Origin of the sequence: Methanothrix sp. (genome assembly GCF_024518575.1) — an archaeon.
In the GTDB taxonomy this organism is placed as follows: Archaea; Halobacteriota; Methanosarcinia; order Methanotrichales; family Methanotrichaceae; genus Methanothrix_B.
On the sequence record NZ_JANIHG010000002.1, the window covers coordinates 1 to 24,865 of the forward strand.

At 55.5% G+C, this 24,865-nt stretch carries 24 protein-coding genes and 1 pseudogene; 11 read left to right on the top strand and 14 right to left on the bottom strand.

The window, feature by feature from the left end:
• Positions 1–170 precede the first annotated feature (170 nt).
• On the bottom strand, positions 171–1,385 hold the full coding sequence (locus NQU42_RS00600; RefSeq protein WP_296608165.1) for a proteasome-activating nucleotidase: 1,215 nt from the start codon (positions 1,383–1,385) through the stop codon (positions 171–173).
• Positions 1,386–1,443: 58 nt separating this feature from the next.
• On the opposite strand from NQU42_RS00600, the gene NQU42_RS00605 reads away from it, so the two are divergent.
• From NQU42_RS00605 to NQU42_RS00630, 6 genes and pseudogenes are all read left to right on the top strand, one after another.
• A complete protein-coding gene (locus tag NQU42_RS00605; protein ID WP_296608167.1) occupies positions 1,444–1,932 on the top strand; it encodes a multiprotein bridging factor aMBF1 in 489 nt (162 codons plus the stop codon).
• A gap of 7 nt (positions 1,933–1,939) precedes the next feature.
• On the top strand, positions 1,940–2,530 hold the full coding sequence (locus NQU42_RS00610; RefSeq protein ID WP_296608169.1) for an L-threonylcarbamoyladenylate synthase: 591 nt from the start codon (positions 1,940–1,942) through the stop codon (positions 2,528–2,530).
• Entirely contained in the window at positions 2,527–3,462 is a 936-nt protein-coding gene (locus NQU42_RS00615) for a nucleotidyltransferase domain-containing protein (RefSeq protein WP_296608170.1), read from the top strand. The genes NQU42_RS00610 and NQU42_RS00615 overlap by 4 nt, the downstream gene beginning before the upstream one ends.
• A 20-nt stretch (positions 3,463–3,482) precedes the next feature.
• A pseudogene (locus tag NQU42_RS00620) lies at positions 3,483–5,015 on the top strand (AMP phosphorylase); the annotation flags it as partial.
• Between the two features lie 109 nt (positions 5,016–5,124).
• Positions 5,125–5,979: a histone deacetylase gene (locus NQU42_RS00625; protein WP_296608171.1), complete on the top strand. Its 855-nt coding sequence runs from the start codon at positions 5,125–5,127 to the stop codon at positions 5,977–5,979.
• A 2-nt stretch (positions 5,980–5,981) separates the two neighbouring features.
• Entirely contained in the window at positions 5,982–6,836 is an 855-nt protein-coding gene (locus NQU42_RS00630) for an ARMT1-like domain-containing protein (protein ID WP_296608325.1), read from the top strand.
• Here the strand turns inward: NQU42_RS00630 and NQU42_RS00635 are convergent.
• The 6 genes from NQU42_RS00635 to NQU42_RS00660 form a co-directional block, all read right to left on the bottom strand.
• The gene (locus NQU42_RS00635) at positions 6,827–7,507 is read right to left on the bottom strand and encodes a PAC2 family protein (RefSeq protein ID WP_296608173.1); all 681 of its coding nucleotides are present in this window, start codon (positions 7,505–7,507) and stop codon (positions 6,827–6,829) included. The genes NQU42_RS00630 and NQU42_RS00635 overlap by 10 nt on opposite strands.
• Positions 7,508–7,683: 176 nt before the next feature.
• Positions 7,684–8,268, bottom strand: a complete 585-nt coding sequence (locus NQU42_RS00640; protein ID WP_296608175.1) for a hypothetical protein — start codon at positions 8,266–8,268, stop codon at positions 7,684–7,686.
• A gap of 66 nt (positions 8,269–8,334) precedes the next feature.
• Positions 8,335–9,486 (bottom strand): TIGR04083 family peptide-modifying radical SAM enzyme, encoded by a 1,152-nt coding sequence (locus NQU42_RS00645; RefSeq protein WP_296608177.1) that lies wholly within the window; start codon positions 9,484–9,486, stop codon positions 8,335–8,337.
• A gap of 144 nt (positions 9,487–9,630) precedes the next feature.
• The gene (locus tag NQU42_RS00650) at positions 9,631–11,217 is read right to left on the bottom strand and encodes a sodium:solute symporter family protein (protein ID WP_296608179.1); all 1,587 of its coding nucleotides are present in this window, start codon (positions 11,215–11,217) and stop codon (positions 9,631–9,633) included.
• A gap of 5 nt (positions 11,218–11,222) precedes the next feature.
• Positions 11,223–11,411, bottom strand: coding sequence for a symporter small accessory protein (locus tag NQU42_RS00655; protein WP_366069933.1), 189 nt, complete (start codon positions 11,409–11,411; stop codon positions 11,223–11,225).
• A 193-nt stretch (positions 11,412–11,604) separates the two neighbouring features.
• The gene (locus tag NQU42_RS00660; protein ID WP_296608182.1) at positions 11,605–12,930 is read right to left on the bottom strand and encodes a cobyrinate a,c-diamide synthase; all 1,326 of its coding nucleotides are present in this window, start codon (positions 12,928–12,930) and stop codon (positions 11,605–11,607) included.
• A 327-nt stretch (positions 12,931–13,257) separates the two neighbouring features.
• Here NQU42_RS00660 and nikR point away from each other — a divergent pair, with 327 nt between their 5' ends.
• Both nikR and NQU42_RS00670 read left to right on the top strand, forming a co-directional pair.
• Positions 13,258–13,680, top strand: a complete 423-nt coding sequence (gene nikR, locus NQU42_RS00665; RefSeq protein ID WP_296608184.1) for a nickel-responsive transcriptional regulator NikR — start codon at positions 13,258–13,260, stop codon at positions 13,678–13,680.
• Complete coding sequence (locus NQU42_RS00670; protein ID WP_296608185.1) at positions 13,677–14,315, top strand: fibrillarin-like rRNA/tRNA 2'-O-methyltransferase; 639 nt, start codon at positions 13,677–13,679, stop codon at positions 14,313–14,315. Before nikR ends, NQU42_RS00670 begins: the two co-directional genes overlap by 4 nt.
• Here the strand turns inward: NQU42_RS00670 and NQU42_RS00675 are convergent.
• On the bottom strand, positions 14,308–15,063 hold the full coding sequence (locus tag NQU42_RS00675; RefSeq protein WP_296608187.1) for a S26 family signal peptidase: 756 nt from the start codon (positions 15,061–15,063) through the stop codon (positions 14,308–14,310). The two genes, NQU42_RS00670 and NQU42_RS00675, sit on opposite strands and share 8 nt — an antisense overlap.
• Positions 15,064–15,102: 39 nt before the next feature.
• On the opposite strand from NQU42_RS00675, the gene NQU42_RS00680 reads away from it, so the two are divergent.
• A complete protein-coding gene (locus NQU42_RS00680; protein ID WP_296608188.1) occupies positions 15,103–16,563 on the top strand; it encodes a DNA-directed DNA polymerase II small subunit in 1,461 nt (486 codons plus the stop codon).
• A gap of 157 nt (positions 16,564–16,720) precedes the next feature.
• Here the strand turns inward: NQU42_RS00680 and NQU42_RS00685 are convergent, their stop codons facing one another.
• Positions 16,721–17,416: a HisA/HisF-related TIM barrel protein gene (locus tag NQU42_RS00685; RefSeq protein WP_296608190.1), complete on the bottom strand. Its 696-nt coding sequence runs from the start codon at positions 17,414–17,416 to the stop codon at positions 16,721–16,723.
• Between the two features lie 26 nt (positions 17,417–17,442).
• Here NQU42_RS00685 and NQU42_RS00690 point away from each other — a divergent pair, with 26 nt between their 5' ends.
• Both NQU42_RS00690 and NQU42_RS00695 read left to right on the top strand, forming a co-directional pair.
• Complete coding sequence (locus tag NQU42_RS00690) at positions 17,443–18,174, top strand: (5-formylfuran-3-yl)methyl phosphate synthase (RefSeq protein WP_296608192.1); 732 nt, start codon at positions 17,443–17,445, stop codon at positions 18,172–18,174.
• A 220-nt stretch (positions 18,175–18,394) separates the two neighbouring features.
• Positions 18,395–20,014 (top strand): NAD+ synthase, encoded by a 1,620-nt coding sequence (locus NQU42_RS00695; RefSeq protein WP_296608193.1) that lies wholly within the window; start codon positions 18,395–18,397, stop codon positions 20,012–20,014.
• Positions 20,015–20,065: 51 nt separating this feature from the next.
• On the opposite strand, the gene cas4 is transcribed toward NQU42_RS00695, so the two are convergent.
• The 5 genes from cas4 to NQU42_RS00720 all read right to left on the bottom strand — a co-directional run bounded on the left by cas4 (position 20,066) and on the right by NQU42_RS00720 (position 24,821).
• Positions 20,066–20,587 carry a CRISPR-associated protein Cas4 gene (cas4, locus tag NQU42_RS00700; protein WP_296608195.1) on the bottom strand — a complete coding sequence of 174 codons (522 nt, stop codon included), beginning with the start codon at positions 20,585–20,587 and terminating at the stop codon, positions 20,066–20,068.
• A complete protein-coding gene (locus NQU42_RS00705) occupies positions 20,580–20,843 on the bottom strand; it encodes a hypothetical protein (protein WP_296608196.1) in 264 nt (87 codons plus the stop codon). Before NQU42_RS00705 ends, cas4 begins: the two co-directional genes overlap by 8 nt.
• Before the next feature lie 467 nt (positions 20,844–21,310).
• Positions 21,311–22,471, bottom strand: coding sequence for a molecular chaperone DnaJ (gene dnaJ / locus NQU42_RS00710; protein WP_296608198.1), 1,161 nt, complete (start codon positions 22,469–22,471; stop codon positions 21,311–21,313).
• A gap of 13 nt (positions 22,472–22,484) precedes the next feature.
• The gene (gene dnaK, locus NQU42_RS00715; RefSeq protein WP_296608200.1) at positions 22,485–24,332 is read right to left on the bottom strand and encodes a molecular chaperone DnaK; all 1,848 of its coding nucleotides are present in this window, start codon (positions 24,330–24,332) and stop codon (positions 22,485–22,487) included.
• Between the two features lie 42 nt (positions 24,333–24,374).
• Entirely contained in the window at positions 24,375–24,821 is a 447-nt protein-coding gene (locus NQU42_RS00720; RefSeq protein ID WP_296608203.1) for a nucleotide exchange factor GrpE, read from the bottom strand.
• Positions 24,822–24,865: the final 44 nt, after the last annotated feature.

The following is a 24,865-nucleotide window of genomic DNA, read 5'->3' on the forward strand; positions in this document are numbered from 1 at the left end:
CTAATGCGGAATCATGCGCATCTTTTACGCCCTCTCAGGAATCTTATCGTCCGTGGATGCGAAGACCGCATCTATCGCTGAGCAAATCGCCAGTACGACAAGAATCCGATACGGTGCGCTGGAAGCGTGCCTGATAAAGTAGCTATTTTCTCACAGTGAAGTTGCCAGACTCACGCATAGTTCGGGAGATCCGGCTCCTCGCACGCGCCATGCGTATCTGCCTGAAGCACCCTGGCGATCGCGCGCTCGAAGTCCCTCTGGAGCACCTGCGTCCGCTCCTCGCGGATCGCAGACATTCCTGCCTCGGTGACGATCGCCCTCAGGTCTGCACCGCTCGCGTTCTCTGTGAGATCCGCTATGCTTCTCAGATCAACATCTGGGCCGAGGTTCATTCCCCTTGTGTGGATGAGCAGAATCGAGTGCCTGCCATCGCGATTCGGCAGAGGGACGTATATCGCCCTGTCGAACCTTCCGGGCCGCAGGAGGGCTGGATCAAGCATATCAGGCCTGTTGGTGGCGCCTATGATCTTCACCTCTCCCCGCGGATCGAAGCCGTCCATCTCAGCGAGCAGCTGCATCAGGGTCCTCTGAACCTCGCGGTCACCGCTGGTGGCTCCATCAATACGCCTCGCGCCGATGGCGTCGAGCTCATCTATGAATATGATCGCAGGGGCCTTGTTCTTTGCAAGGTCGAAGAGCTCCCGTACAAGCCTGGCCCCCTCGCCTATGTACTTCTGGACGAACTCGCTCCCGACCACCCTCAGGAACGTCGCCTCTGTGCTGTTTGCCACAGCTTTCGCGAGAAGGGTCTTGCCGGTGCCCGGAGGCCCATAGAGAAGAACGCCCTTCGGCGGCTCTATCCCGACCGCCTGGAAGAGGTCAGGCCTCTTCAGAGGAAGCTCCACGATCTCCCTGAGCTCTGCGATCTGGCTGTCGAGACCGCCGATGCTCTCGAATGTGACATCAGGCACCTCCTCGACCTCCATGCCGAAGACCATCGGATCGCGCGGCGATGGAAGGACGCACATCACCGCGAACGTCTGCTGGTTCAGGCCGACCTGCACGCCGGGCCTGAGCTCCTCCTCGATGAACTGTGAGACGCTCACGACAAGTCTCGGACCGGTGCTCGATTTCACTATCACCCTGCTCTCGTCGAGAACCTCCACAACCGTGCCGACGATCATGGGCCCGACGCGCAGGCGCTCAAGCTCGCTGCGGAGCTTCCGGGCCTCGCGCTCGTACTTGAGCTTCTGGTTCTCTATGAGCCGCTTCTCGCCCTCAGCGCGGTCCTTCTGCTCCCTCAGCGCGAGGTTTCGCTCCTCAAGCTGCTTCATCCTGTCCAGGATGTACTTCGAGAAGTCGGGTCCACTTTGAGGCTCGTTCATCCCATCTCCAAAGCTTATTAAACTCCGAGGGCTATAAAAGATTTCCGAGATGAGAGAGATGAGCGATAGGCAATGTGAGATCTGCGGCGCGGACATCTCTGGCTCTCCCGAGAGGATAGTGATCGAAGGCTCTGTCCTGGAGGTGTGCAAGAGCTGCGCTCGCTTCGGCAAGCCTGAGGATAAATGGTCTCCTGTCCCTAGAAAGATCGTGCCTGTTGAGAGGAGCTTTCGCGTGCAGAAGCCAAAGCCACGCGACCACTTCAGGGATCTGGTGGAGGTAGTGCCGGATTATGGAAATATTATAAAAAATGCCAGGGAGAGCATGAATCTCTCTCTCGAGGACCTGGCCCTCAGGATTAAGGAGAGGGCATCTCTTCTGAGAAAGATCGAGCGCGAGGAGCTCGTCCCCGAGGATGATGTTAGGAAGAAGCTCGAGAAGGAGCTCAAGATAAAGCTCACCGAGGAGACGACCGAGGAGAGGCTCAAATCCCGGGGAGGTTCGAAGGTTCTGACGCTAGGGGATATCGCAAACATCAGAAAGAGATGATCTCTCAATGGCTGTCGTTGGAGGCGCAGAAGAGGCTGCAAGATGCATACTCTCAGGCGGCATTGTGGTATATCCCACAGAGACCGTCTATGGCATAGGCGCAAACGCTCTTGATGAAAGCTGCATCGCAAGGGTCTACGCGATCAAGAGGCGCCCCCTCGACAAACCGATATCCATAGCCGTATCAAGCTTCGAGATGCTCTGCGAGGTGGCATACCTCCGGCCCGAAGATCTGGACATGATGAGAGAACTTCTGCCAGGGCCTGTGACATTTCTTGTGCGGAAGAGGCCAATCGTCCCAGATATGCTCACAGCCGGATCTCCACTTGTCGGAGTCAGGTACCCTGATCATGAGATAGCGCTCAGGCTCATCGAAATGACCGGGCCGATCACGTCCACAAGCGCAAACATCACCGGCGGCACGCCACCATCAGATCCACGAGATATCGATCCGGAGATTTTATCTCGGGTGGATATGCTCATCGATGGAGGGAGATGCAGATACGCCATACCCTCCACCCTCGTGGACCTCTCCACCATGAGGATCCTGAGGATGGGCGCGATGGCAGACAGGGTTCTAGAGGTAATCGGGCGATGAGAGCCAGAATCAGGGACTTTCTTGAGAGCAGGGACGGCTGGATATTCTCGGTCGTGGATTACATCCACACCGATGGCGTGAGATCCCTGCTCAGATACATCCCGGATGAATCCGGGGACAGGATCGCACGTGGCACAAGATACAGAAAGCTGGATTTCGAGGAAGCATTTGATTTTCTCAGGATGCAGCATCCTGATTATGTCAGGGATGTCCATGTAGTTCCTTTTGATGATGTGAAGAGATTCTTCAGGCCGGCTGATGAGCTTCCGAGGGTGAGAGCTGAGGATGAGAGGGTCAGGAGGATCGTTGACATACTGGAGGATCACGGCGTCCCTGAGAGATGCATCGGGATCACTGGATCGATGCTCCTGGGCCTCCACAGCAGATCATCAGACATAGATCTGGTTGTTTATGGGAACGCCTGGTGGAGGGCGAGGGATGCAATAGCTGATGCAAAGCGCAGCGGCTCGATCCAGGAGCTAGACAGCGCAACATGGATGAAGATCTACATGAAGAGGAAGCCCTCGATCCCCTTCGATGAGTTCGTGGCGCATGAGATGCGCAAGGGCAACCGCGGAATGATAGATGGCACGTACTTTGATCTCCTCTTTACAAGAGAATGGGATGAGATCGTTCCTGTACCCGAAGGAAGGCCAGTGTGCAGAAGCAGAATAGTCGCAGAGGTTGTCGACGCCAGATACTCCTTCGACAGCCCCGGTATTTTCAGGCTTGATCATGAGATCGGGGAGATACTCTGCTACTCTCACACATATGCAGGCCAGGCATTCGAGGGAGAGATGATCGAGGCATCTGGAGTGATCGAGGAGACTTCAAACGGCCTGAGAATGGTTGTCGGCACGACGAGAGAGGCGAAGGGTGAGTGGATACGCTCGCTGACGCTCATGTCGAGCCTATCCAGAGGGTGCGGATGATGGGGGTGATCTGAACGTTCGAGGTTGTTCCTTTCGATATAGCGATCGGGCAGTACAAAGTCATGCTCAACATCGCAGATGCCAGAGCGATGGGTCTCAATCCGGGAGACAGGGTTCGTGTTAGAACGAGGGGCGCATCTCTGACAGCGATTCTTGACGTGACCGGGCAGATGATCAAGCAGGGGCAGGTCGGCATATTCACAGAGGCTTTCATGCATCTGAAGGAAGCTAAGAGCGTGGAGATATCGCCTGCGCCAAGGCCTGCCTCGATATCATACATAAAGATGCTGATGGACAGGCAGAAGCTGAGCGAGGACCAGATCAGGAGCATAGTGAGGGATATCGTCGATAACAACCTCAGCGAGATTGAGCTATCAGCGTACATCACAGCATCCTACATCCATAACCTGGATCCACAGGAGACGGAATGGCTCACCAGGGCGATGATAGAGACAGGCGAGAGGATATACTTCGATAAGCATCCTGTCGTGGACAAGCACAGCATAGGTGGGGTTCCCGGGAACAAGGTCTCGATGCTCGTGGTTCCGATTGTCGCAGCCTCAGGTCTGCTCATACCGAAGACAAGCTCTAGAGCGATAACAGGCGCAGGCGGGACCGCGGATCTGATGGAGGTTCTCGCGCCCGTGGAGTTCACAGCGGATGAGATCAAGGAGATCACAGAGACCGTTGGAGGGGTTATCGCATGGGGCGGCGCCACGAACATAGCGCCAGCTGACGACAGGCTGATAAAAGCGGAGTATGCCCTCGCCATCGATCCCTACAGCCAGATGCTCGCCTCGATAATGGCGAAGAAGGGGGCCGTCGGCGCTGACGCTGTCGTGGTCGATATGCCCACCGGCCCTGGAACGAAGCTGGAGACGCCGGAGAAGGCGAGGACGCTCGCGAAAGACCTCACAGACCTTGGAGAGAGGCTGGGGATCAGGGTGGAGTGCGCGATGACCTTTGGCGGCTCTCCGGTTGGCCGCACAGTGGGGCCTGCTCTCGAGGTCAGAGAGGCTTTAAAGATGCTGGAGACAGGCGAGGGGCCGAACAGTCTCAGGGAGAAGAGCCTCGCCCTCGCAGGCATACTCCTGGAGATGGGAGGGGTCGCGGCCAGGGGAGAGGGGTACAGAGCCGCGGAGGAGATACTGACTAGCGGAAAGGCCCACAGGAAGCTCATGGAGATCATCGAGGCGCAGGGCGGGGATCCGAATATAAAGAGTGAGGAGATCCAGATCGGAGAGCATCAGAAGCAGATACTCTCCCCGACGAACGGATACGTGGTCGCATTCTACAATAAGAGAATCATAGAGATCGCAAGGGCTGCAGGCGCGCCCGCTGACAAGAAGGCGGGAGTGATAATACACAAGAAGATGGGGGAGATCGTGAAGAAGGGCGAGCCGCTGCTCACGATATGCTCAAGCACAGACTGGGAGCTGGAGTGCGCGGTGAAGATGTGCTCGATGAGGGACGCCCTGGAGCAGCCGCCGATAGTCGTGGAGGGCATGCTGCTCGAGAGGTACCCGACCGAGAGGTATCCGAGAACGATATGATTGATTCGCTCTTGTGTGTTTAGCGAGTTGAAGGTCATGCAGTCTGGTGGCACCAATTTGCCAAAGCGCTTAGCATGACCCGATTATCAGATGTAAGAGAGGGATTCACATGGAGAAGATGAAGGTAGCTGTTGTGTACCACGAGGACTTTCCGGTACATGGATACTCTGTGCTGAAGGACAGGATCAAACCATCTTTCGACGCCCTCATGAGCTCCGGGCTAGTAGATGGCGTTGAAGTGCAGGTGTTCAGGCCTCAGCCAGCGCCTGTAGAACTTGTGGCCGAGGCGCATACAGAGAACCACATGCACAACATGAGGCACGACCCGCACTGGAACGTCGCTTTGCTCTCTGCAGGAAGCGTGCTGATGGCAGCTGATCTGGTGGTCTCCGGAAAGGCGGAGTCGGCATTCGCGTACACCGGAACAGCAGGACATCACGCATCCAGGGGAAGCTGCTGGGGGTTCTGCTACTTCAACGATGTCGCGATAACGATACTCAAGCTCCGCAAGATGGGACTCAAGCGCTTTCTTATCATAGATGTCGATCCGCATTTCGGAGACGGAACCAGAGACTTCTTCGGGAACGATCCGGATGTCTTCCACATCAACTTCCACTCGGGATCGCAGAAGGAGTTCGATCGAGAGAGGAACAACTACGACTTTGGAATAGGGTGGAACGCGAACGACGAGACGTTTTTGAGGGAGCTGGAGAACGCGCTGAAGCTCACGGAAGGCTTCGACTACCAGCTATGCTTCGTTATATTCGGGCATGATTCGCATACCGATGACTATGGCGGGTTCGACCTCACGCTGAATGCGTACCCGAAGATGGCGAGCATGATCAAAAAAGCGGTCGATGGCAAACCTCTCATATTCGTCCTAAGCGGCGGCTCGAATCCTGATGTGGCTCGCCGTGCGATTCCGGATGTGATCGCTGTGCTCGCGGGACGGTGGCCGTATTGAGGATGGCGTCGAGCTGCTACATATGCATACTGGAGAGAGCTGGATTCGAGTGCGAGCTCCTCTCACTGCCTGAGGGGCAGCGGCTCGATCTGGTAGAGGGTCTTCTGAAGTTCATGGCATCGCACATGAGAGATGTGCCTGCCACCGTTGGAACCGAGCGTGAGCTCATGCTCAAGCGGATAAGCGGCGTCGCGGATCCGTACAGGAGACTCAAGGAGGAGAGCAATTCCGTCGCCCGTGATCTTCTTCATGTGGCTGAGAGGTTCTACGATCTCAGCGAAGATCGTATGGAGGCTCTTGTCAGGATAGCTGCTGCAGCGAACTCGATGGAGTTCGGGGTGAGGGGTCACGAGTTCGATAACAGGTCGTTCTCATCTGTCTTCGAGGAGACGCTCAAAGAGGATCTGGTCGGAGATCTGGATGCTCTGAAGAAACTCCTGGCCAGCTCTTCGAATATATTCTACCTCACAGACAATGCTGGAGAGGTCGTGTTCGATCTCTTTGTGATAGAGAAACTCAGAGAGGCGGGAAAGAGGGTGGTCATAGGTCCGAAGGCAGAGCCGATACTGAATGATGTTACAGCTGATGAGCTGAGAGGGATGACCGATGCGGAGATCGTGCCCACAGGGGGCGTGGTCGGGATCTCCCTGGAGAGAATAAACCCTGATGCGAGGAGGCTGCTTTTCGATACTGAGTGGCTGGTGATCGCGAAGGGTATGGGCAACTTCGAGACGATCAGCGAGTTTGAGGAATCTCTCAGAGGGAGACTGATCTACATCCTCAGGGCGAAGTGCGAGCCTGTCGCGCGCGCGAACTGCGTCCGCCGGGGATCTCTGGTCGCGAGGGCCTACCTGTAGAGCATATCATCCTCATATTCCTCGACCTCTGGCGCCTCGATCTCCTCCGCCTCCTCTTCCTCCTCGATCTCGAGCTGCGAGACGTCTATCTCCATCTTGAGAAGATTTTTGAGGGATAGCAGGAGGCTCCTGGCAGCGTTCAGATCCACAAGTCTGTCCCCTGATGTTGTCCCGAGGATGCAGAATCCTCTGAGGCCGTAGAGTGGGGCCATGCCAGCTATGATTCCATTCATCCCGCCTATTATGCTGCTGGGCATCACAGATATGCCCGCGTTCTTCAGCAGCTCCACACCAGCAGCTTCTGTGGATGTTCCCACAACATTCTCATGAACAGCTCCCACGTAGGCGGCGAGAGTCACGACATCCCTCACTCCCATCGCCCTCATCTCGCTCAGGATCTCGCCTGCGAGCCTGTTCATGCCCAGGACCTCAAGCGGCTGGGCATCTGACGTGAGCAAAATGATATCATCTCTTCCCTCAGGAGAGAAGACGTCGAGCGTGAAGAGCCTGGCTATGCCCTCCTGGATCAGAACCTGTGGGGGGAAGCCGCTGAAGGGCAGCGTCATGATCATTCTTGAATTCATATAGCTGATCAGGTAATCGACCGCGACCTTCCCAACGCTGCCTATCCCCGGGAAGCTCACAACCGCCACCTTTCTCTCGAAGAGCATCGCCTCAGGGTTGGAAGTGCGGCTATAACATGGTTTCGATAGAGACCCCCGCATGCGAGAGAAGAGGCGTGCCAAAAGGATGAAAAGAGGGCCTGCCCGGAAGACTTCCGGGAGCCATCTGCAGATGATTCGACTTTATATGCCCCATCCGGACAGATCTGAAAATATTGGAGAGATCACTCCCCAACAGCCCAGATGACCCAGTTCACCGGAATTGTTCTGTTATCTCTGACCGGAAGCACGGCGGGAGAGAGGTTGCCTGTGGATCTGTCGAATACGAACGATTGATTCTTCGCGTTATCCAGCTCTGCAAGTGTCCCCACAGCTCCACGCTCGTATAAGACTACGTAGAAATCACCGTTGACTGCCACAGAGGGCACCTCAATTCTCGCAACCCCAAAACCTGCTGGGAACGTGAAGTACTCAAGCTGGATATCAGACCAGTGATACAGGAGCTTGAGGTCGCTGTCTCTTATCTCAAGTGCTATGGTCCTTGCTGGTGGCAGCTCTGTCTGTGTCTTGTTCCAGCCGTCGGTTCCCGGAACGAGCACTTCCTGAATCTTCCAGTTCTGGCTCGGCGCGGTCAGCTTCACCGCCTTTCCAAGGAAGTAGTTGGTGGTAAGGGTGGCGTTCATCTCAGTCACGTTCTTTCCGCTATCAGCCCTCAGAAGCACCGGCTCAGCAGCGACAATCCCTGTGAAGAGCAGGACTGTGACGCAGAACAAAGCCGCAAACACGATCTGTTTACTCATATTGGTCACCCATGGTAATTTTACAGCGTACTTATATAGATACTGCTCTGCTGCAGGTATTCGACGAATAAAATATCAAAGCCCTTTCGGCTCCTCCTTTGATGCGATCTTGCGGATGAGCGCGATTATGCCAGGCTTGCTGCTCTGCAACCCCATGGAGCTGAGAAGCTCTCTGTTGAACCTCTCGGCGATCTCGTCGAAGATCCTCCGGTAGGCGACGCAGTATGGATCCACGCCTCTTATCATTCCATCTGTATGTGATATCGCATTGTAAGGGCATCCGCCCCTGCAGTATTTGATGTGTCTGCATTTCTTGCAGTGCACCTCCACGCACTCCCTGAAGCGGTTCATCCGCCTCCAGGCGTCTGAGCTTTTGATTTCTTCCATCGAGGGGCGATCGTAGACGCTGCCCATGACGTAATCGGGCATCCCGACAAACCTGTAGCAAGGGTATATGCTTCCATCCGGCCCCACAGCAAAAGTGTTGTCTATGCAGTCCACGAATGTGCACACAGTCCCGCGACCGCTGAAGACGCACCTGCAGAGATCGTTGATGTTCCTCACCTCGATCCTCTCCATGTTCTCGAGGTATCTGTCGAGGAGATACACCAGAAGCTCCCCATACTCAGCCGGATCGAGAGCCCAACGCTCCGGCTCGTCGCTGCGAAGCGATGGTAGCGCGGGATGGAGCTTCAGTGTCAATCCATTGCTCATGAAGAAATCGAAGATCTCCTCTTTGTACTTTATGGAGTGTGAGGTGAATGTACATATGAACTGCACGCTCAGGCCGTGATCGCGGGCGATGCCGTAACCGCGCATGGTCCGGTCGTAGTAACCCTCTGACCTCTGAAAATCGTTTATCTCCTTCGGGCCGTCCAGGCTGGAGCCGATCGGCACATCGTACTCCTTGAGGACTTCAGCCAGCTCAGGCGTGAGCCTCCAGAGGTTCGTCTGCAATGCGAATGATGGAGTGAGGTGTGAAAGGCCATCTGCAAGCAACGGCAGCGCCTCCCTGTAAAACTCCACGCCCGCCAGCAGCGGCTCACCGCCGTGGAAGGTGAAGGTCACAGGATCATCACGAAAGACCTTCAGCCACTCGACGATCTCCTTTACAGTATCGATGCTCATCACCGGAGAGCCCTCCTCAGAGCTCCAGCAGTAGCTGCACTTAGAAGGACACCCCAGTGTGGGAATGATCATAACATGAAAAGGCCTTTTCCTCTGCATTCAGGATCTGAGAGCATCTCACCGTATTAATAGATTTCCAGTGGAGACATCACAGTGTTAACATACGGAAATACAATGTCAAGATATAAAAATCCCGATGCGAAAAAAGCCATAGTTGAGTAAAGAAAATAATAAAATAAAAATTTATTTGATGCCCTTGAAGCATCTATCAATATGCGCGTTATCCGGCGGTCTCGTGAGGATGCTCACGGCAATCGTGACGAGAAACGCGAGTGGAAGTGCGACAACTATCGGATCCACCACAGGCCAGGGCATCTGGGTTATCAGCACATCCCTGCCGAAGATGAATCTGGATATGCCGAGTGCCTCGGCCTCCTTCTTGTGGACGAAGACCATCCAGAGCACGCTTGAGAGCGTGCCGGTCACGAGCCCTGCGATCGCACCAGCTCTTGTGGCGCGCTTCCAGAAGAGAGCGCATGTGTACATCGGGAGAAACGCAGCCGCGCAGAGGCCGAAGAATATGGATGTGCCCCTGGCGATGATGTTCTCCGGAAGTATGTATCCGAGGACGACCGCAATAACCACAGCCGCTATGATCCCTGCTCTCGTCACCAGTATGGATCCTGTTCCCTTTCTTCCTGTGAGCGTCTCATAGATATCCCTGCCGATCGCAGTGCCCTGGGCATGGAACTGGGAGCTCGATGTGGACATCGCTGCTGCGAGGAGTGTGAGCATGAAGAGATACACAAACCACTCAGGCATCGCTGCATTGATGTAAACAGGTATTATGCTGTCCGCGTTCCCCTTTGCCGCCTCTATCGCTATCTTCCCCTGGGTGGTGTAGAAGAAGACGTTTGAGAGAGCCCCGACATCGAATGCAACGCCGGTCATTGCAAGTATGAAAATGCCGCCGATCAGGACCCCGCGGTTCAGCTCCCTGCTGGACCTCACCGTCATGAAGCGCACCGCGAGCTGCGGCATCGCCAGAACGCCTATCCCGACACCTAGAACCACGGTCGATACCAGGGTCCACCACCATGCGCTTCCGAGCGCTGGCATGCTCGTCCAGCCCCTGTGCCCCTGAGCCGCAAGGTTCTGCGGGACCAGGCTTGCCATGTCTGTGAGCGCCTGATGTGCAGCGGTCACACCTCCAAGGTGAAGATAGGTCATTATGAGGAGAAATATCATGCCCAGGAACATTATCGTGCCCTGCATAGCGTCTGTGTACATGACCCCCTTCAGTCCGCCCCAGACTACATAAGCTGCGATTATGATGGAGTACAGGAGCAGCGCGAGGTTGAAGTCTATGGAGAGCGTCGTCTCCATGAACCTGGCAGCTCCGATCAAGACAACAGATGCGTAGAGGGGCATACCGAGAAATATCACAAGCCCGCTGAACCACTGAATGAACTGGCTGTCGAACCTCCTGCCCATCAGCTCTGGAAGCGTCATGGCCCCCAGGTTGTAACCCATCCGCCTGGTGCGCTTTCCGTAAATTATGAACGCTATGAATATCCCCACAAAGATGTTAAGAAATGTCAGCCAGAGGAGACCCATGCCGAAGAGCCCCGCCATGCCGCCGAATCCCACGATCGCGGAGGTGCTGATGAAGGTCGCCCCGTAGCTCATCGCCATTATGTAAGGATGGATCTTTCTGCCCGCCACCATGTATCCTTCAGTGTCCCTGGTTGTCGCCCAGCCCCTGTAGCCCAGGTAGAGCGTGACAAGCAGGTAGACCAGAACTATCACATTGAGCAGTAACAGATTCATAAAAATCACATTCCAAGCTCTTTCTCCTGCATCTCCAGCTCCTGGGCCTCCCAGGCAGCCTCCTCCATCAGCTCCTGTTTCTCCATCTCCTCGCCTTTATTCCAGTTGGCGATGCCGTATGAGACGCACAGAACTGTGCTCAAAATGCATAAAATGTAAACACCCCATATCCAAGGATCATCTATTCCAAGCACATCGGCACCCTCCTGCAGCCCTCCCAGAGCGTGTACAGTGACAGCGTGTTACATATTATCATGATATAAGGGTGTCGGTCAGGAATATATGTTAAAGATCTGTGATATCTCCATTATAGCAGGCAGAAGACCCCTCCCCGCAGGGAAATGGAGGATGTAACTGCGTTTATCTCCTGTCTCTCATTTTTTAGTCTTACATCCTTTTGTAGGCCATGCAGCTCTCCATGAAATGCTCCACGGGGAATGAGGCGAAGTGCGCGTGGAGGTATCCGCCGAGGGTCATGTGCTCGACCAGGCCATCCATGCCGTCTGCAATCCCCTGGCCGCGCCTGAGCCTGTATGCGAGCTTTGCGTCTCTGTCGCACTCCATTCTCGAATAATGGAACTCATGCCCTCGTACCACGCTGCCATTTGGAGCCACCGGATTTTCTCTGATGACATCCGCCTCAACATAGCCCAGGGCTTGAAGACGTCCGGTCATCACCGTCGAGGCCGGCAGGACCCCGGCCATTTTGTAGCTCTTCTCATCCAGAACCAGATGCTCTCCGAGATACATGAGACCCCCACACTCACCATAGATCGGCATGCCATCAGATGCAGCCGCTCTGATCTGCTGAATACACCTCCCGGACTCGAGTGAGGCAGCATGTAGCTCAGGATACCCTCCGCCTATGTAGATGCCATCGACATCAGGAAGTGCGTCCCGGATTGGGCTGAAAGGTACTATCTCCGCCCCCGCAGCCCTCAGGCGATCGATGTTATCCTGGTAGTAGAAGCAGAAGGCCTCGTCATGGGCGATCGCGATGCGCACCCTGCCCTCTCCGCTCTCTCCGATCTCCGTCTCCGGCACAGCGATCTGGAGCGTGCATGCATCGAGCAGCTCATCCAGCAGGACGTTCTCCTCCATTAGATCTGCAAGCGCATTCACATCATGATCGATCTCGAAGCCCATCGCCAGGCCGAGGTGCCTGCTCGGAAGCGAGATGCTCTTCCTCCTCGGAAGCGCTCCGAATATCCTGAAGTTTATGGATTCTCTCAGCGCTTTCAGATGACGCTCGCTCCCGACCTGGTTCAGTATGACCCCGGCGATATTGACAGCAGGATCGAAGGAACGGAAGCCGTGTATCAGGGCTGCTGCGGATCTGGACATGCCATGCACGTTCACCACGAGCACGACAGGTATGCCGAGAACCTTTGCCACATCTGCGGTGCTGGCCTCATCGGTACCGCCGATCCCATCGTAGAGCCCCATTACGCCCTCTACCACCGCTACGTCTGCCCCCTTTATCGCAGAGAGGAACGATCTTCTCACGCCATCTGAGCCCATCATGAACGTATCCAGGTTGCGGGAGGGCCGGCCGCATATCGCCGTGTGATGCGTCGGGTCTATGAAATCAGGCCCGACCTTGAATGGCTGCACGATCATCCCTCTTCTCAGCAGAGCGGCCATCAGGCCCAGCGTGACAGTGGTTTTGCCAACCCCACTGTGGGTTCCTGCGATTATAAGTGCGGGCATCATGATCTCAGCTATGCATTAATATGATGAAAAACCTCTTGCCCCTCCTGAGCTATGGGCATGAACAGCTGAAAGATAGAGCTGCAATCGAGAGCATCTGACGAGAGGTTTCCCGAAGCAGCATGTATGCAATGAGGATCTCGATGATTCGCGTACACAGCCAGATGATGTGGGTTGAGAGCAGCAAGGTCTGTTTCCACCTGAATGGTTTTCGATCCGCGTTCCCCTATCTGAGTGGCACTTACCGAAAAAAGCGCAAATCAAAAATAGTAAGATTTTATTCCAATAACTTTATTACTATATCTGACCAAAATAAATGGTGGTGGTTTAATGGAACAGGAGCTCATGAGAATTGGTGTATCTCTTCCGGAGAAGCTGCTTAGCCGCTTCGATGAGATAATCACCCAGAGGGGGTACTCCTCGAGGTCAGAGGGAATCAGGGACGCGATAAGGAACTACATCATTCACTATGAGTGGATGAGCGATGTAGAGGGCGAGAGGGTGGGCGTGATAACCATAGTCTATTCCCACCATCAGCGCGGCTTGGTGGACAACCTGACGGACATACAGCATGAGTTTGGGAATATCATAACCTCGAGCCTCCACGTCCACCTGGACAAGGACAACTGCCTCGAGGTGGTGATCCTCCGCGGCGAGGGGAAGGATGTGAGGAGGGCGGCGGAGAGGATGATGGCGCTGAAGGGCGTCAAGCATGTGAAGCTCACCACAACCTCTGTGGGCGCGGAGCTATGAGGGAGATACTCCCCGGGCTTTACATTCTCAGAAAGGATCGACTCGCGACCCGCTCGCCCTCACAGGAGCCACTCTACGGCGAGCAGATAGTTGACGGCCTTAGAGTATGGGATCCGAGAAGATCGAAGCTCGCCTCCCTTCTTTTGAGGCATCACTGCCTGGAAGGGGTGGTGCCATCCGGAAAGGTGCTGTATCTCGGCGCTGCGAACGGCGCCACGGTCAGCTACCTCAGCGATATTCTCACAGATGGGCTGATCTACGCGGTCGAGATCTCTCCGAGGGCGATGAGAGATCTACTGCATCTGGCAGAGAGGAGGGAGAACGTAATACCGGTGCTCGGGGATGCGGCGCGACCTGAGACGTACCGCAGGATCGTCGAGCCAGTGGATCTGATATACCAGGATGTGGCGCAGCGGAACCAGGCTGAGATCGCATCGAGAAACGCAGCGATATACCTGAAGCCAAACAGTCTGATGGTGGTGATGATAAAGGCGATGTCCATCGACTCAACGGCTCGGGCCGCTGATATCTTCGATGAGGAGATAAAGCGCCTCAGGGGCGTGGAGGTCCTGAGAAGGGTGGACCTGCCACACCACAGGGATCACATCGCAGTCATCGCGAGAAAGGTCAGATGATATCGCGAATCCGGTCCACGATCATCTCAGGTATGAGTCTGAGATAGCCCACATACGGTATCCTATATCTCGCGACGCCTATGACCCACTCCTTTCTCACAGGTGTCAGATAGCTTATCCCATCTGTCACATACGATGTGTTGCCCTGGCTGTAAATGACAAGGCCAGTCTCCCTGTCGACCAAGATGCCATCTGCCGTCTCCCTGAACCGCTCCGGATGCTCTCTGATGTATGCGTAGTTGGGCATCCCCAGTATCCTTCCAGCCATCTGGTCGATGACCTCGTTGTGATCCCCCTTGGTTATGTATCCCGCGAATGGCGCTGGCGGTCCGCCCTCCCACATCGGCTCGCCCTTCTCCACCCACCTCATCGCCCTGTGTATTATGGGAGTGGCCTTATCCCCACCGCTCCCGATACCCAGGATGCCGGGGATGATATCGAGCACACCCAGCTTCTCCTTGCCATACGGGCGGTAGAGTATGACATCCCCGGGGTTGTTGAAAGATCTGTATCCCCTCGCCTCGCCCTCCTCCCACGTGACCACATCTGTTCTTGATATGCCCTGCACGATTATGATATCTCCGATGTTCATGTTCGGGACCATGCTTCCTGACTCAACCGCGACAATCGGGGTCCAGAGGCCGAGGAGCGCCTGGGAGACAAGGGAGACGCCGCCGACCACCACGACTACGAATATGATGTCCTTGACAAAGGACGGAAGACCTGACAGAGTATCCGATAGCTTCATCGGGAGGTTTATCTGGTGGAGGGTGTTATACGGCTTTCGATGCTCGAGATCGTTCAGATGTTCGCTGAGAGGGGATACCAGCTCACACCTGAGGCCCTCGAGATACTCTCTAAAAAAGACACGGGATCGATCGACCATCTGATAAGCAGTCTCGACGCCAGCACTGTCGTGGTCAGCGCTGAGCATGTGCTCTCACTTCTGGATGGTGAGGGCGGAAAGGCAGCTAAGAATGTGAGAACAGAATATCAAATGGTGAAGGAAATCTCAGCGACGAGCTGCGCGCCCGAGCAGACGGGCTCCGGCGTCGAGGTCGAGGTGCTGAGGGAGATCACAGGAAGATCGACCTGTCTGGGGAACTACTCCGACTTCGTGAAGTACTTCCGGGATAGATACGCGAAGATCCACGATCTTCTGAGCAGGCGGATGAGCTCCCGTCCAATCGAAAGCCTGGGCGCACAGACCGCAGGGCGCGAGGTCTCTGTTATCGGCATGATAATGGATATACGAAACACATCCAGAGCCAGAGTCGTGGAGCTCGAGGATCCCACAGGGATGGTGACCGTGCTCTTCGCCAGGGAATCACCAGCTTATGAGGACTCGATGCTTCTCGTCACAGACGAGGTCGTGGGCATCACCGGAACATCAGATGGAAAGGGTCGCATATTCGCGAAGTCAATCGTCTGGCCGGATCTTGAGGCTCAGCCACAGCCCCTGACAGCTGCATCCGGCGGAGCTCTCTTTCTATCAGACCTCCACGTGGGGAGCAGGAAGTTTATGAGGGAGACCTGGAACCGCTTCGTCTCCTGGATATCCGGAGAGGATCCGACAGGGCTCAGCTCGAATGTTGGCTGTATCGTGATCGCTGGAGACATCGTCGACGGGATCGGAGTCTACCCGGGGCAGGAGGACGAGCTCGAGATAAAGGACATCTACGAGCAGTACCAGCTGGCCGCGGATCTGATCTCAGAGATCCCCTCCGGGATAAAGATCGTGATATCCCCGGGGAACCACGATATAGTGAGGCAGGCAGAGCCGCAGCCAGCGCTGCCGAAGGAGATACAATCGCTTTTCTCCAGCAACGTGATATTCGTCGGGAACCCCTCCTGGATAACGATCTCCTCCCGGCCGGTGCTGATCTACCATGGGAGATCGATTGACGACTTCGTGCTCAAGGTTCCGGGTCTCTCATACAGAGAGCCGGAGCTCGCGATGGTTGAGATGCTCCGGCGGAGGCATCTCTGCCCGATATACGGAAACAGGGTCTCTGTCGCTCCAGAGGTCGAGGATCATTACGTGATAGACAGGCCGCCTGCGATACTCCACTGCGGGCACGTGCATGTCGTGGGTATAACGAGATACAAGGGCGTGACGCTGATCAACAGCGGCACGTGGCAGGGACAGACCGAGTTCCAGAAGAAGATGAACATACAGCCCACGCCCGGAATCGTGCCGCACGTCGATCTATCGACGATGAAGGTCAGGAAGCTGAGGTTCACCTGATAGAGCTCCGGCATGAGCTCATGTTTTTATGAAATTGTGGTATTGTGAGTGGATCTGTGTGTCAGAAAACCGCCCGCATGCACCCAGCTGACACGCGAGTGGGAAGAATGGACCGGCGTGGGAGATGGTTGAGGCCTAATGGCACCGCGTCCCAACCCTACCGAGCATCTCCCAGCCGTATAACTTCGATGGGTATCGCCCCAGAGTGCACGGCGGTCGCAACGAGCACTCCCTGAACACCGATCTCGTTAAGGGCATGAATATCGCTCAGGCCTCGGATGCCACCGCCGACAAGAACAGGGTGATCGCTTGCGGCCACGGCGCGGCTCAGGAACTCGATGTCTGTGCCCGCTGACGTCCCGACCCTGTCCAGCTCCAGAAGTATGATGCCAAGAAGATCGAGATCGTTCACCTCCTTTATGAGCTCCAGCGGATCCAGATCATCCCTCTCCGATATTACCCTCCTGTGTTTCATGTCTATGCTCACAACTGTATCGCGAAGATATGATGCATTTGAGATAAGATCCAGCGATGCCGTCTCAGTCCCCAGGACAGGTGCTGCAGGTTCTGGAAGCATATCAAGGTCGGAGATGCTGGAGATGCCGATGTCTGCCATGGTGGCTGATCTCGAAGATATGCTCTCGATTATCTTGAGATTATCTCCGCTGCCGGAGAGCCTGTTCAGATCCGCGATGTAAACCTCTTTCGGGGCAAGGGTATCCACGATCTCAATTGGATCCGAGGTCGATACCACCCTGCTGAATGTACTTATGGGGCGGTAGCGGGATCTCTCCCCCCTTACCGCATGGACCACCTCACCGTTAAATATGTCCATCACGAAGATGCAACGCATCCCTATCCTCTCGGGAAATGATGAATATGAGGCTGTTGGTAAGTCCGATGAATCTGGAAGAGGCGATAGCTGCCCTGGAAGGCGGTGCAGACATAATCGATGTCAAGAACCCAAGGGAGGGCTCACTCGGGGCGAACTTTCCGTGGGCGATCAGGTCTGTGGTGGAGCTGGTCGCGGGAAGGGCGCCAGTCAGCGCCACAATAGGAGATCTTCCGTTCAAGCCCGGAACTGCGAGCCTCGCCGCCCTGGGCGCGGCAGTATCAGGCGCCGATTACATCAAGGCAGGCCTGCTGGGCGTGAGTGAGCCTGGGGAGGCGATCGAGCTTCTGAGGCCGATCGTGAGGTCTGTGAGGGATTTCGATTCGCGAAGGAAGATAGTGGCAGCAGCATACTCCGATTTCAGGAGGGCGGGCTCTCTCCCGCCATTGTCGCTTCCGGAGATAGCTGCCGAATGCGGAGCTGATGTTGTCATGGTTGATACCGCCGTAAAGGATGGAAGATCCACGCTGGAGTTCATGGCTGTGGATGAGCTGAAGATGTTTGTCGATTCAGCCCATGATCTTGGGCTCGAGGCCGCTCTGGCAGGAAACCTCGGGATTAAAGACCTTGATGCCATCAGAGCGGTATCTCCTGACATACTCGGGGTGAGGGGCGCGGTCTGTGGTGGCGACAGGAACAGCAGGATCCGCGCGGAGCTCGTGAGGGCGCTGAAGAACTCGCTCGCAGGTGCATCTGAGGGCATGCCTGAACTGCTTTGATCGAGGATGCAGTTCCAGGCGTGCACGACTGCTTGTGGTCTGCCTGTGATATTGGGTAATCGCAAAACTTCAGGCGATTCATAGCCATCAATCAAGATGTGGGGTGTCGGAGAGATTAGCTGATCTCTGCATATCGATCACGACACCACTACAGTTCCGACGAAGAGCATCTTGCTCGAGCAAGATTGGTATATACAAGAGATGCGCATATGCCGATCCGATGAGAGCAGCTCTTCTCCAGATCAACACAACCGTTGGAGACCTCGAGGGCAACGCGTCTCTTATAAGAGAGGCGGTGGCGTCTCTAGATGTGGATCTGGCGATAACCCCCGAGATGTCTCTGATGGGATATCCGCCGCGCGATCTCCTCCTGATGCCCGGCTTTGTGAATAAAGCATGGGATGTGCTGAGGAGGCTCGCGCTCGATCTCAGGGGATCTCCGCCGGTGCTTGTCGGCATAGCGGAGCCGAACAGATCTGATACGGGGAGACCGCTCTTCAACTCCGCAGCTCTTCTCGCTGATGGGTCTGTGAGGCAGATCTTCCGCAAGACGCTGCTTCCAACATACGATGTATTCGATGAGGACAGATACTTTGAGCCTGCATCAGGGCCTCAGATGCTGAAAATAAACGGGAGAACATTTGGAATCTCCATATGCGAGGACATCTGGAACGACCGGGACGTCTTCAGGCGCAGAAGGTACCACAGAGATCCTCTGGATGATCTGCGCGGAGCTGACTGTTTTATAAACATGTCAGCATCGCCTTTCACAGCAGGGAAGCATCTCAGAAGAGAGGCGATGCTCAGCAGCATCGCCCGCAAGTATGGAGTCCCTGTTATCTATGTGAACCAGGTGGGAGGCAATGACGACCTGGTCTTCGACGGCAGAAGCTGCGCCTTTGCTCCTTCCGGAGAGCTGATGGCCAGAGCAGCGGCGTTTGCGGAGGATGTGCTCGTAGTGGACATCGATTCCGCCAGCGGTTATGTCTCCCAGGACGACTTCTCTCCCGAGTCAGAGATATGGAGGGCGCTGGTGCTAGGCACCAGGGATTACGTTCGAAAGTGTGGATTCAGATCCGCTGTGATCGGGCTATCCGGCGGCATAGACTCGTCTCTCACAGCAGCGATCGCTGCTGAGGCGCTTGGCCCTGAGAATGTGACAGGAGTTCTCATGCCATCTCCTTACACGAGCAGAGAGAGCATCGAGGATGCAGTCGAGCTTGCAGGAAATCTCGGGATAAAGACGATCACGTTACCGATAGCTGAGATAATGGCAGCATATGAGCGCACACTTGAGCCGGTTTTCACGGGCCTTGAGCGGGATGTGACCGAGGAGAACATACAGGCGAGGATTCGCGGGAATATACTCATGGCGCTCTCGAACAAGTTCGGACACATCGTTCTCTCGACCGGGAACAAATCAGAGCTAGCGGTCGGTTACTGCACGATCTACGGGGATATGTCGGGTGGATTCGCGGTGCTCTCAGATGTCCCAAAGACGATGGTGTACAGGATAGCCAGATGGATTAACAGAAGAAAAGCTGTGATCCCTGAGAGGGTCCTCGAGAAGGCGCCCTCTGCAGAGCTCAGGCCTGGCCAGAGGGATCAGGACACGCTGCCCCCCTACGAGACCCTGGATGAGATCCTGCATAGGCACATAGAGCAGAGAGAGTCAGAGGAGGAGATCGTGAGCGCGGGTTTCGATCCTGAGCTGGTGAGATACGTGCTCAGGATGGTGAAAACCGCTGAGTTCAAGCGGAAGCAGGCGCCGCCCGGGATCAAGGTAACAGACCGCGCCTTCGGAAGCGGCTGGAGGATGCCGATAGCCTGCAGGATGTAAGCACCGCCATACTCACGGGAGCGTCTTCAGGTCGAGATTTCTAACGCTCTCCTAAGAAATTGCCTCCCTGCAGCTCCTGCGGAAGGAGCACCTCACGCACCTCGCCCTCTCGTTGTGGTCTCTCTGAGCGCGTCTCATTCTGAGCGCGCGCCTCATACCATCCAGATTGTCAAGAACCTCGGCCCTGAGATCGTCGTCGAGCTCTATCCTGTAGCGCCTGTTCCTGTAGACGATATAGCCATAGGGAACATCTGTTCTGTAGAGATCCTCCATGATCATGCCGTAGGCTGCGAGCTGGAGCTGATGGCCCCTGTACGGCGCTTCAGCCGCGGAGCTCTTGACCTCGACAGGTATCAGATGCCTGCCCTCTTTTATTATGTAATCCGGCTTTCCTGAGAGCCGGTAGCGCTCAGAGCGCAGTATCTTTCCGGATCCGGATAGATCTGAGTAGATGGCATCTCCATCTGGAAGCCTGTACCTGAGGCGCAGAGATCTCGCGGCCGAGGATATCTTGATGGAGAGGAGCAGAGATGCTGCGCCAAGAGCGAAAAGGAGCGGCGCGATCTCATTCATGAACAAACCATCCAATCGCTGACACGATCATCAGAATTGCTCCTGTGACTCTCAGGACGCCAGAGAGCCTCTCCAGATGATGGGATCTTGAGAGCGATTTGCCAGCCGCCCTGTGCATCTCCCTTCCGTCCCTCATCTCCCGGCGCATATGCCCTGACGGTCGCATCCCCATCCTGCTCTGATACCACGCCACAGGACAGTACGCATACTCGGCGATCTCAGATGCCGATATCCACTCCCTCTTCCGGCGGAACATCACCTGTTGTGGTAGAATTGTTTATTTATAAAATTGTCGTCATGCCCAGATGCGCGGCTTGACATCTCGATATCCCCAGGATATGTGGAGCTCCAGAGCGCCGGAGGATATTGGTCCCCTCTGGAAACAACGAACTTGTCTCGAAACCATTTAAGCAGGATCTGAAGGCCGATGACTGCGATTGGAGAATGACTGCCTCTGAATCGATACACTGCCAATTTTGATGTGGCTTCAAAATGTGACCCGACTCAAGTAGCACGAGTCACAGGCTCGAAGAACTGAGTGCGCTGCCGGGAATCAGCGTGCTCTCATGATGACGTATTGCATTCGTCTGAACTATGAGAACACCAGCGAATCATGACTTAAATGCGGAATGTGTGTTGGGAGTTGGCACAGATCTGTTCCCGGGAGAGCGACAGAAACCGCCACGTTCTTTGTCCAATCGCATATGAGCAGCTCATAGTCATCTAACGCACAGCGCCCTTGACCTCGTCTACGATCTTCTCGAAAAGACCGGCTTTCCCATGATGCCTTTTGGTTTCCTCCTCCCCGAACTCCCTGGCGAGCTCCTCGAGGAGCTGGCGCTGTCTTGGTGTCAGTGATTTGGGTATCCTGACATTAGTTCTTACCAGAAGATCGCCCGTGCCAGATCCATGAAGCCTTGGCATGCCCTTTCCCTTTATCCTGAAGACAGAGCCGCTCTGCGTCCCGGGAGGGATCTTCAGACGAGCTCTACCATCAAGCGTCGGGACATCGAGCTCTGTGCCGAGAGCAGCCTGGGTCATGCTGATGTTCATCTCGTGGATGAGATCATCGCCATCCCTGAAGAATAGAGGATGCGGTCTGACATTGATGAATATGTAGAGATCCCCTGGCTCTGCCTGTGTCCCCGGCGAGAACGGCGGCGCCTCTCCCTGACCCCTCAGCTTGAGGTGATGGCCTGTATCGACTCCCGGCGGGATCCTGACGTTTATCTTTCTGTACTTGCGAACTCTGCCTGATCCGCCACAGTCATCGCAGGGCGTCCCTATCACCTGACCCCTGCCGCCGCACTTCGAGCATGTCGTTGATGTCACGATCTGCCCGAACGGGGTCACCTGTGTTCTCGTTATCTGTCCTGTGCCGTGACAGCTCTGGCACCTCACCGGCGATGTCCCGGGCTTTGCGCCTGTGCCGGAGCATGTCCTGCAGACCTCTGTCCTGGGGACCTCGATCGTTGTCTCGAGACCTGATGCCGCCTGCTCAAGCGTTATCTCAAGATCATACCTGAGATCCCTTCCCCTCACAGGCCCGCGGCGGCCCCTGCCGAAGAAGAGATCGAAGATGCTGTCGGTGCCGAAGCCGAAGCCTCTGAACAGGTCCTCGAAGTCGACGGATCTGAAGAGGTCCTCCTGAGAGTACTGACCGATGCCGGCATGCCCGAACTGGTCGTACTGCCTGCGCTTCTCAGGATCCGAGAGCACAGCATACGCCTCAGAGATCTCCTTGAACCTCTCCTCTGCGTCGGGGGCGTCGGAGCGATCGGGATGGTACTTCATCGCCAGCTTCCGGTAAGCGCTCTTTATCTCCTTCTCAGTGGCGTTCCTGTCGACGCCCAGGATCTCGTAGTAATCCCTCTTCTCCGCCACCCCAACCGCCTCTTCAGCGCTTCTCGTCGTTCACGACCTCGTAATCCGCCTCTACGGTCTTCCCGCCAGATGCAGATCCAGCTGTGGATCCTGTCGCAGACCCGCTCTGGCTCTGTGCAGCCCTCTGATACATGGCAGCTGAGAGCTCGTAAACAGCATTCTGGAGCTTCTCCATCTTGCTCTTTATCTCCTGGATATCCTTTCCAGAAAGCGCATCTCTGAGCTCTGATATCGCCTTCTCGATCCTCTCCTTTTGATCGGACGTTGCCACATCTCCGGCTTCCTTCAGCATCTTCTCAGTCGTGTATATCAGGTTGTCAGCCTGGTTCCTGGTCTCGATCTCCTCCCTGCGCTTCGCATCCTCCTGCGCGTACCTCTCCGCCTCCTTGACCTTCTGCTCTATCTCCTCCTTGGAGAGCCTGTGCGGAGCTGTGATGGTGATCCTCTGCTCCTTCTTCGTAGCAAGATCCTTCGCAGAGACGTGGAGTATGCCGTTCGCATCTATATCGAACGTGACCTCTATCTGCGGAATACCCCGCGGCGCTGGCGGTATGCCCATGAGCGTGAATCTACCCAGGGAGATGTTGTCCTTTGCCAGAGGCCTCTCGCCCTGAAGCACATGTATCTCGACGCTCGTCTGGTTGTCCGCAGCAGTCGTGAATATCTGGCTTTTCCTGGTAGGTATCGTGGTGTTCCTCTCGATCAGTTTAGTCATTATCCCGCCGAGCGTCTCCACGCCCAGAGACAGCGGCGTGACATCCAGCAGCAGTATATCCTTGACCTCTCCCGCGAGGACTCCGGCCTGGATCGCTGCGCCCATCGCGACGCACTCCATCGGATCCACGCCGCGCTCGATATCCTTCCCCATGAAGCGTTTGACGAACTCCTGGACCGCAGGCATCCTGGTCGGGCCGCCGACGAGTATGATCCTGTCGATCTCGCTCCTGTCCAGCTTCGCATCGCTGAGCGCCTGCTCCATCGGGCCGCGACACCTCTCCAGGACGTCCTGTATCAGCTCCTCCAGCTTCGCCCTCGTTATCGTCATGTTCAGATGCTTCGGGCCGCTCGCATCCGCTGTTATGTATGGCAGATTTATAGTGGTCTGGAGCATGGATGACAGCTCGATCTTTGCGATCTCCACAGCTTCGCGGAGACGCTGCATCGCCATCGCGTCCCTGCGCAGGTCGATCCCTGTCTCCTGGCGGAACTTCTCGATGACGTAGTTGAGAAGCCTCTCGTCCATATCACGCCCGCCGAGCTGGGTGTCCCCGCTCGTCGAGAGCACCTCAAAGACCCCCTCGCCCATCTCCATGATCGTGACATCGAGCGTTCCTCCGCCGAGATCGAAGACCATTATCTTCTGATCTCCCTTCTTGTCGAGGCCGTATGCCAAAGCAGCAGCCGTGGGCTCGTTGATGATCCTCACGACATCAAGCCCTGCTATGGTGCCCGCATCCTTCGTTGCCTGACGCTGGTTGTCGTTGAAGTACGCCGGGACTGTGATTACAGCTTTCTCCACTTTTTCCCCCAGGAATGTCTCAGCATCCTGTTTGATCTTTCTCAGAATATGGGCGGATATCTCCTCAGGGGTGTACTCCTTCCCGAATACTTTGACCTTGTAATCGGTCCCCATCTTCCTCTTGATCCCTGTTATGGTCCCCTCAGGGTTTGTGATGGCCTGTCTCCTTGCCGGCTCTCCTACCAGCACCTGGCCATCTTTTGTGAATGCAACATATGATGGGAACGCTTTTCCGCCGAGGCTTGTTCCTTCAGCGCTCGGTATTATTGTAGGCCTTCCGCCAATAAGCACCGCAGCAGCGGAGTTGCTGGTCCCAAGATCTATGCCTATGATCTTCGACATGCTACCATCCCCTAAACATAATTATGCAATTAAGATTTAACCTTATCCACGTTTTGCGACAGCGACCTTCGATGTTCTTATCACCTTTGAGTGGAGCATGTAGCCCTTCTGGAACTCCTGGACCACGATCCCGTCCTCGGCCTCCTGGGATTCGACCTGCATCATCGCCTCATGCACAAACGGATCGAACCGCTTCCCCACAGCCTCTATCGGCTCCAGCCCCTCAGACCTCAGTATATCCAGAAGCTGATCATAAAGCGCCCTGGATCCATCATCATGCTTCGCTGCCTGCTCCAGGCTGTCAAGGAAGACCAGGAGCTTTTTTATGATCGTCTCAGATGCGAACCTTGCGAACTCCTCTCTCTCTCTGGTGTTTCTTTTTATGACATTGTCCAGCTCAGCCGTACATCTCAACAGCTGTTCGAGCCGCTCATCTGCAAGCCTCTTTGCCTCTTCGAGCTCCTGCCTGAGTTTAACCAGTTCATCCATAGAAATTTCTTCAGAGGCGCCCTCAGCAGAAGCTGCTCCTCGGT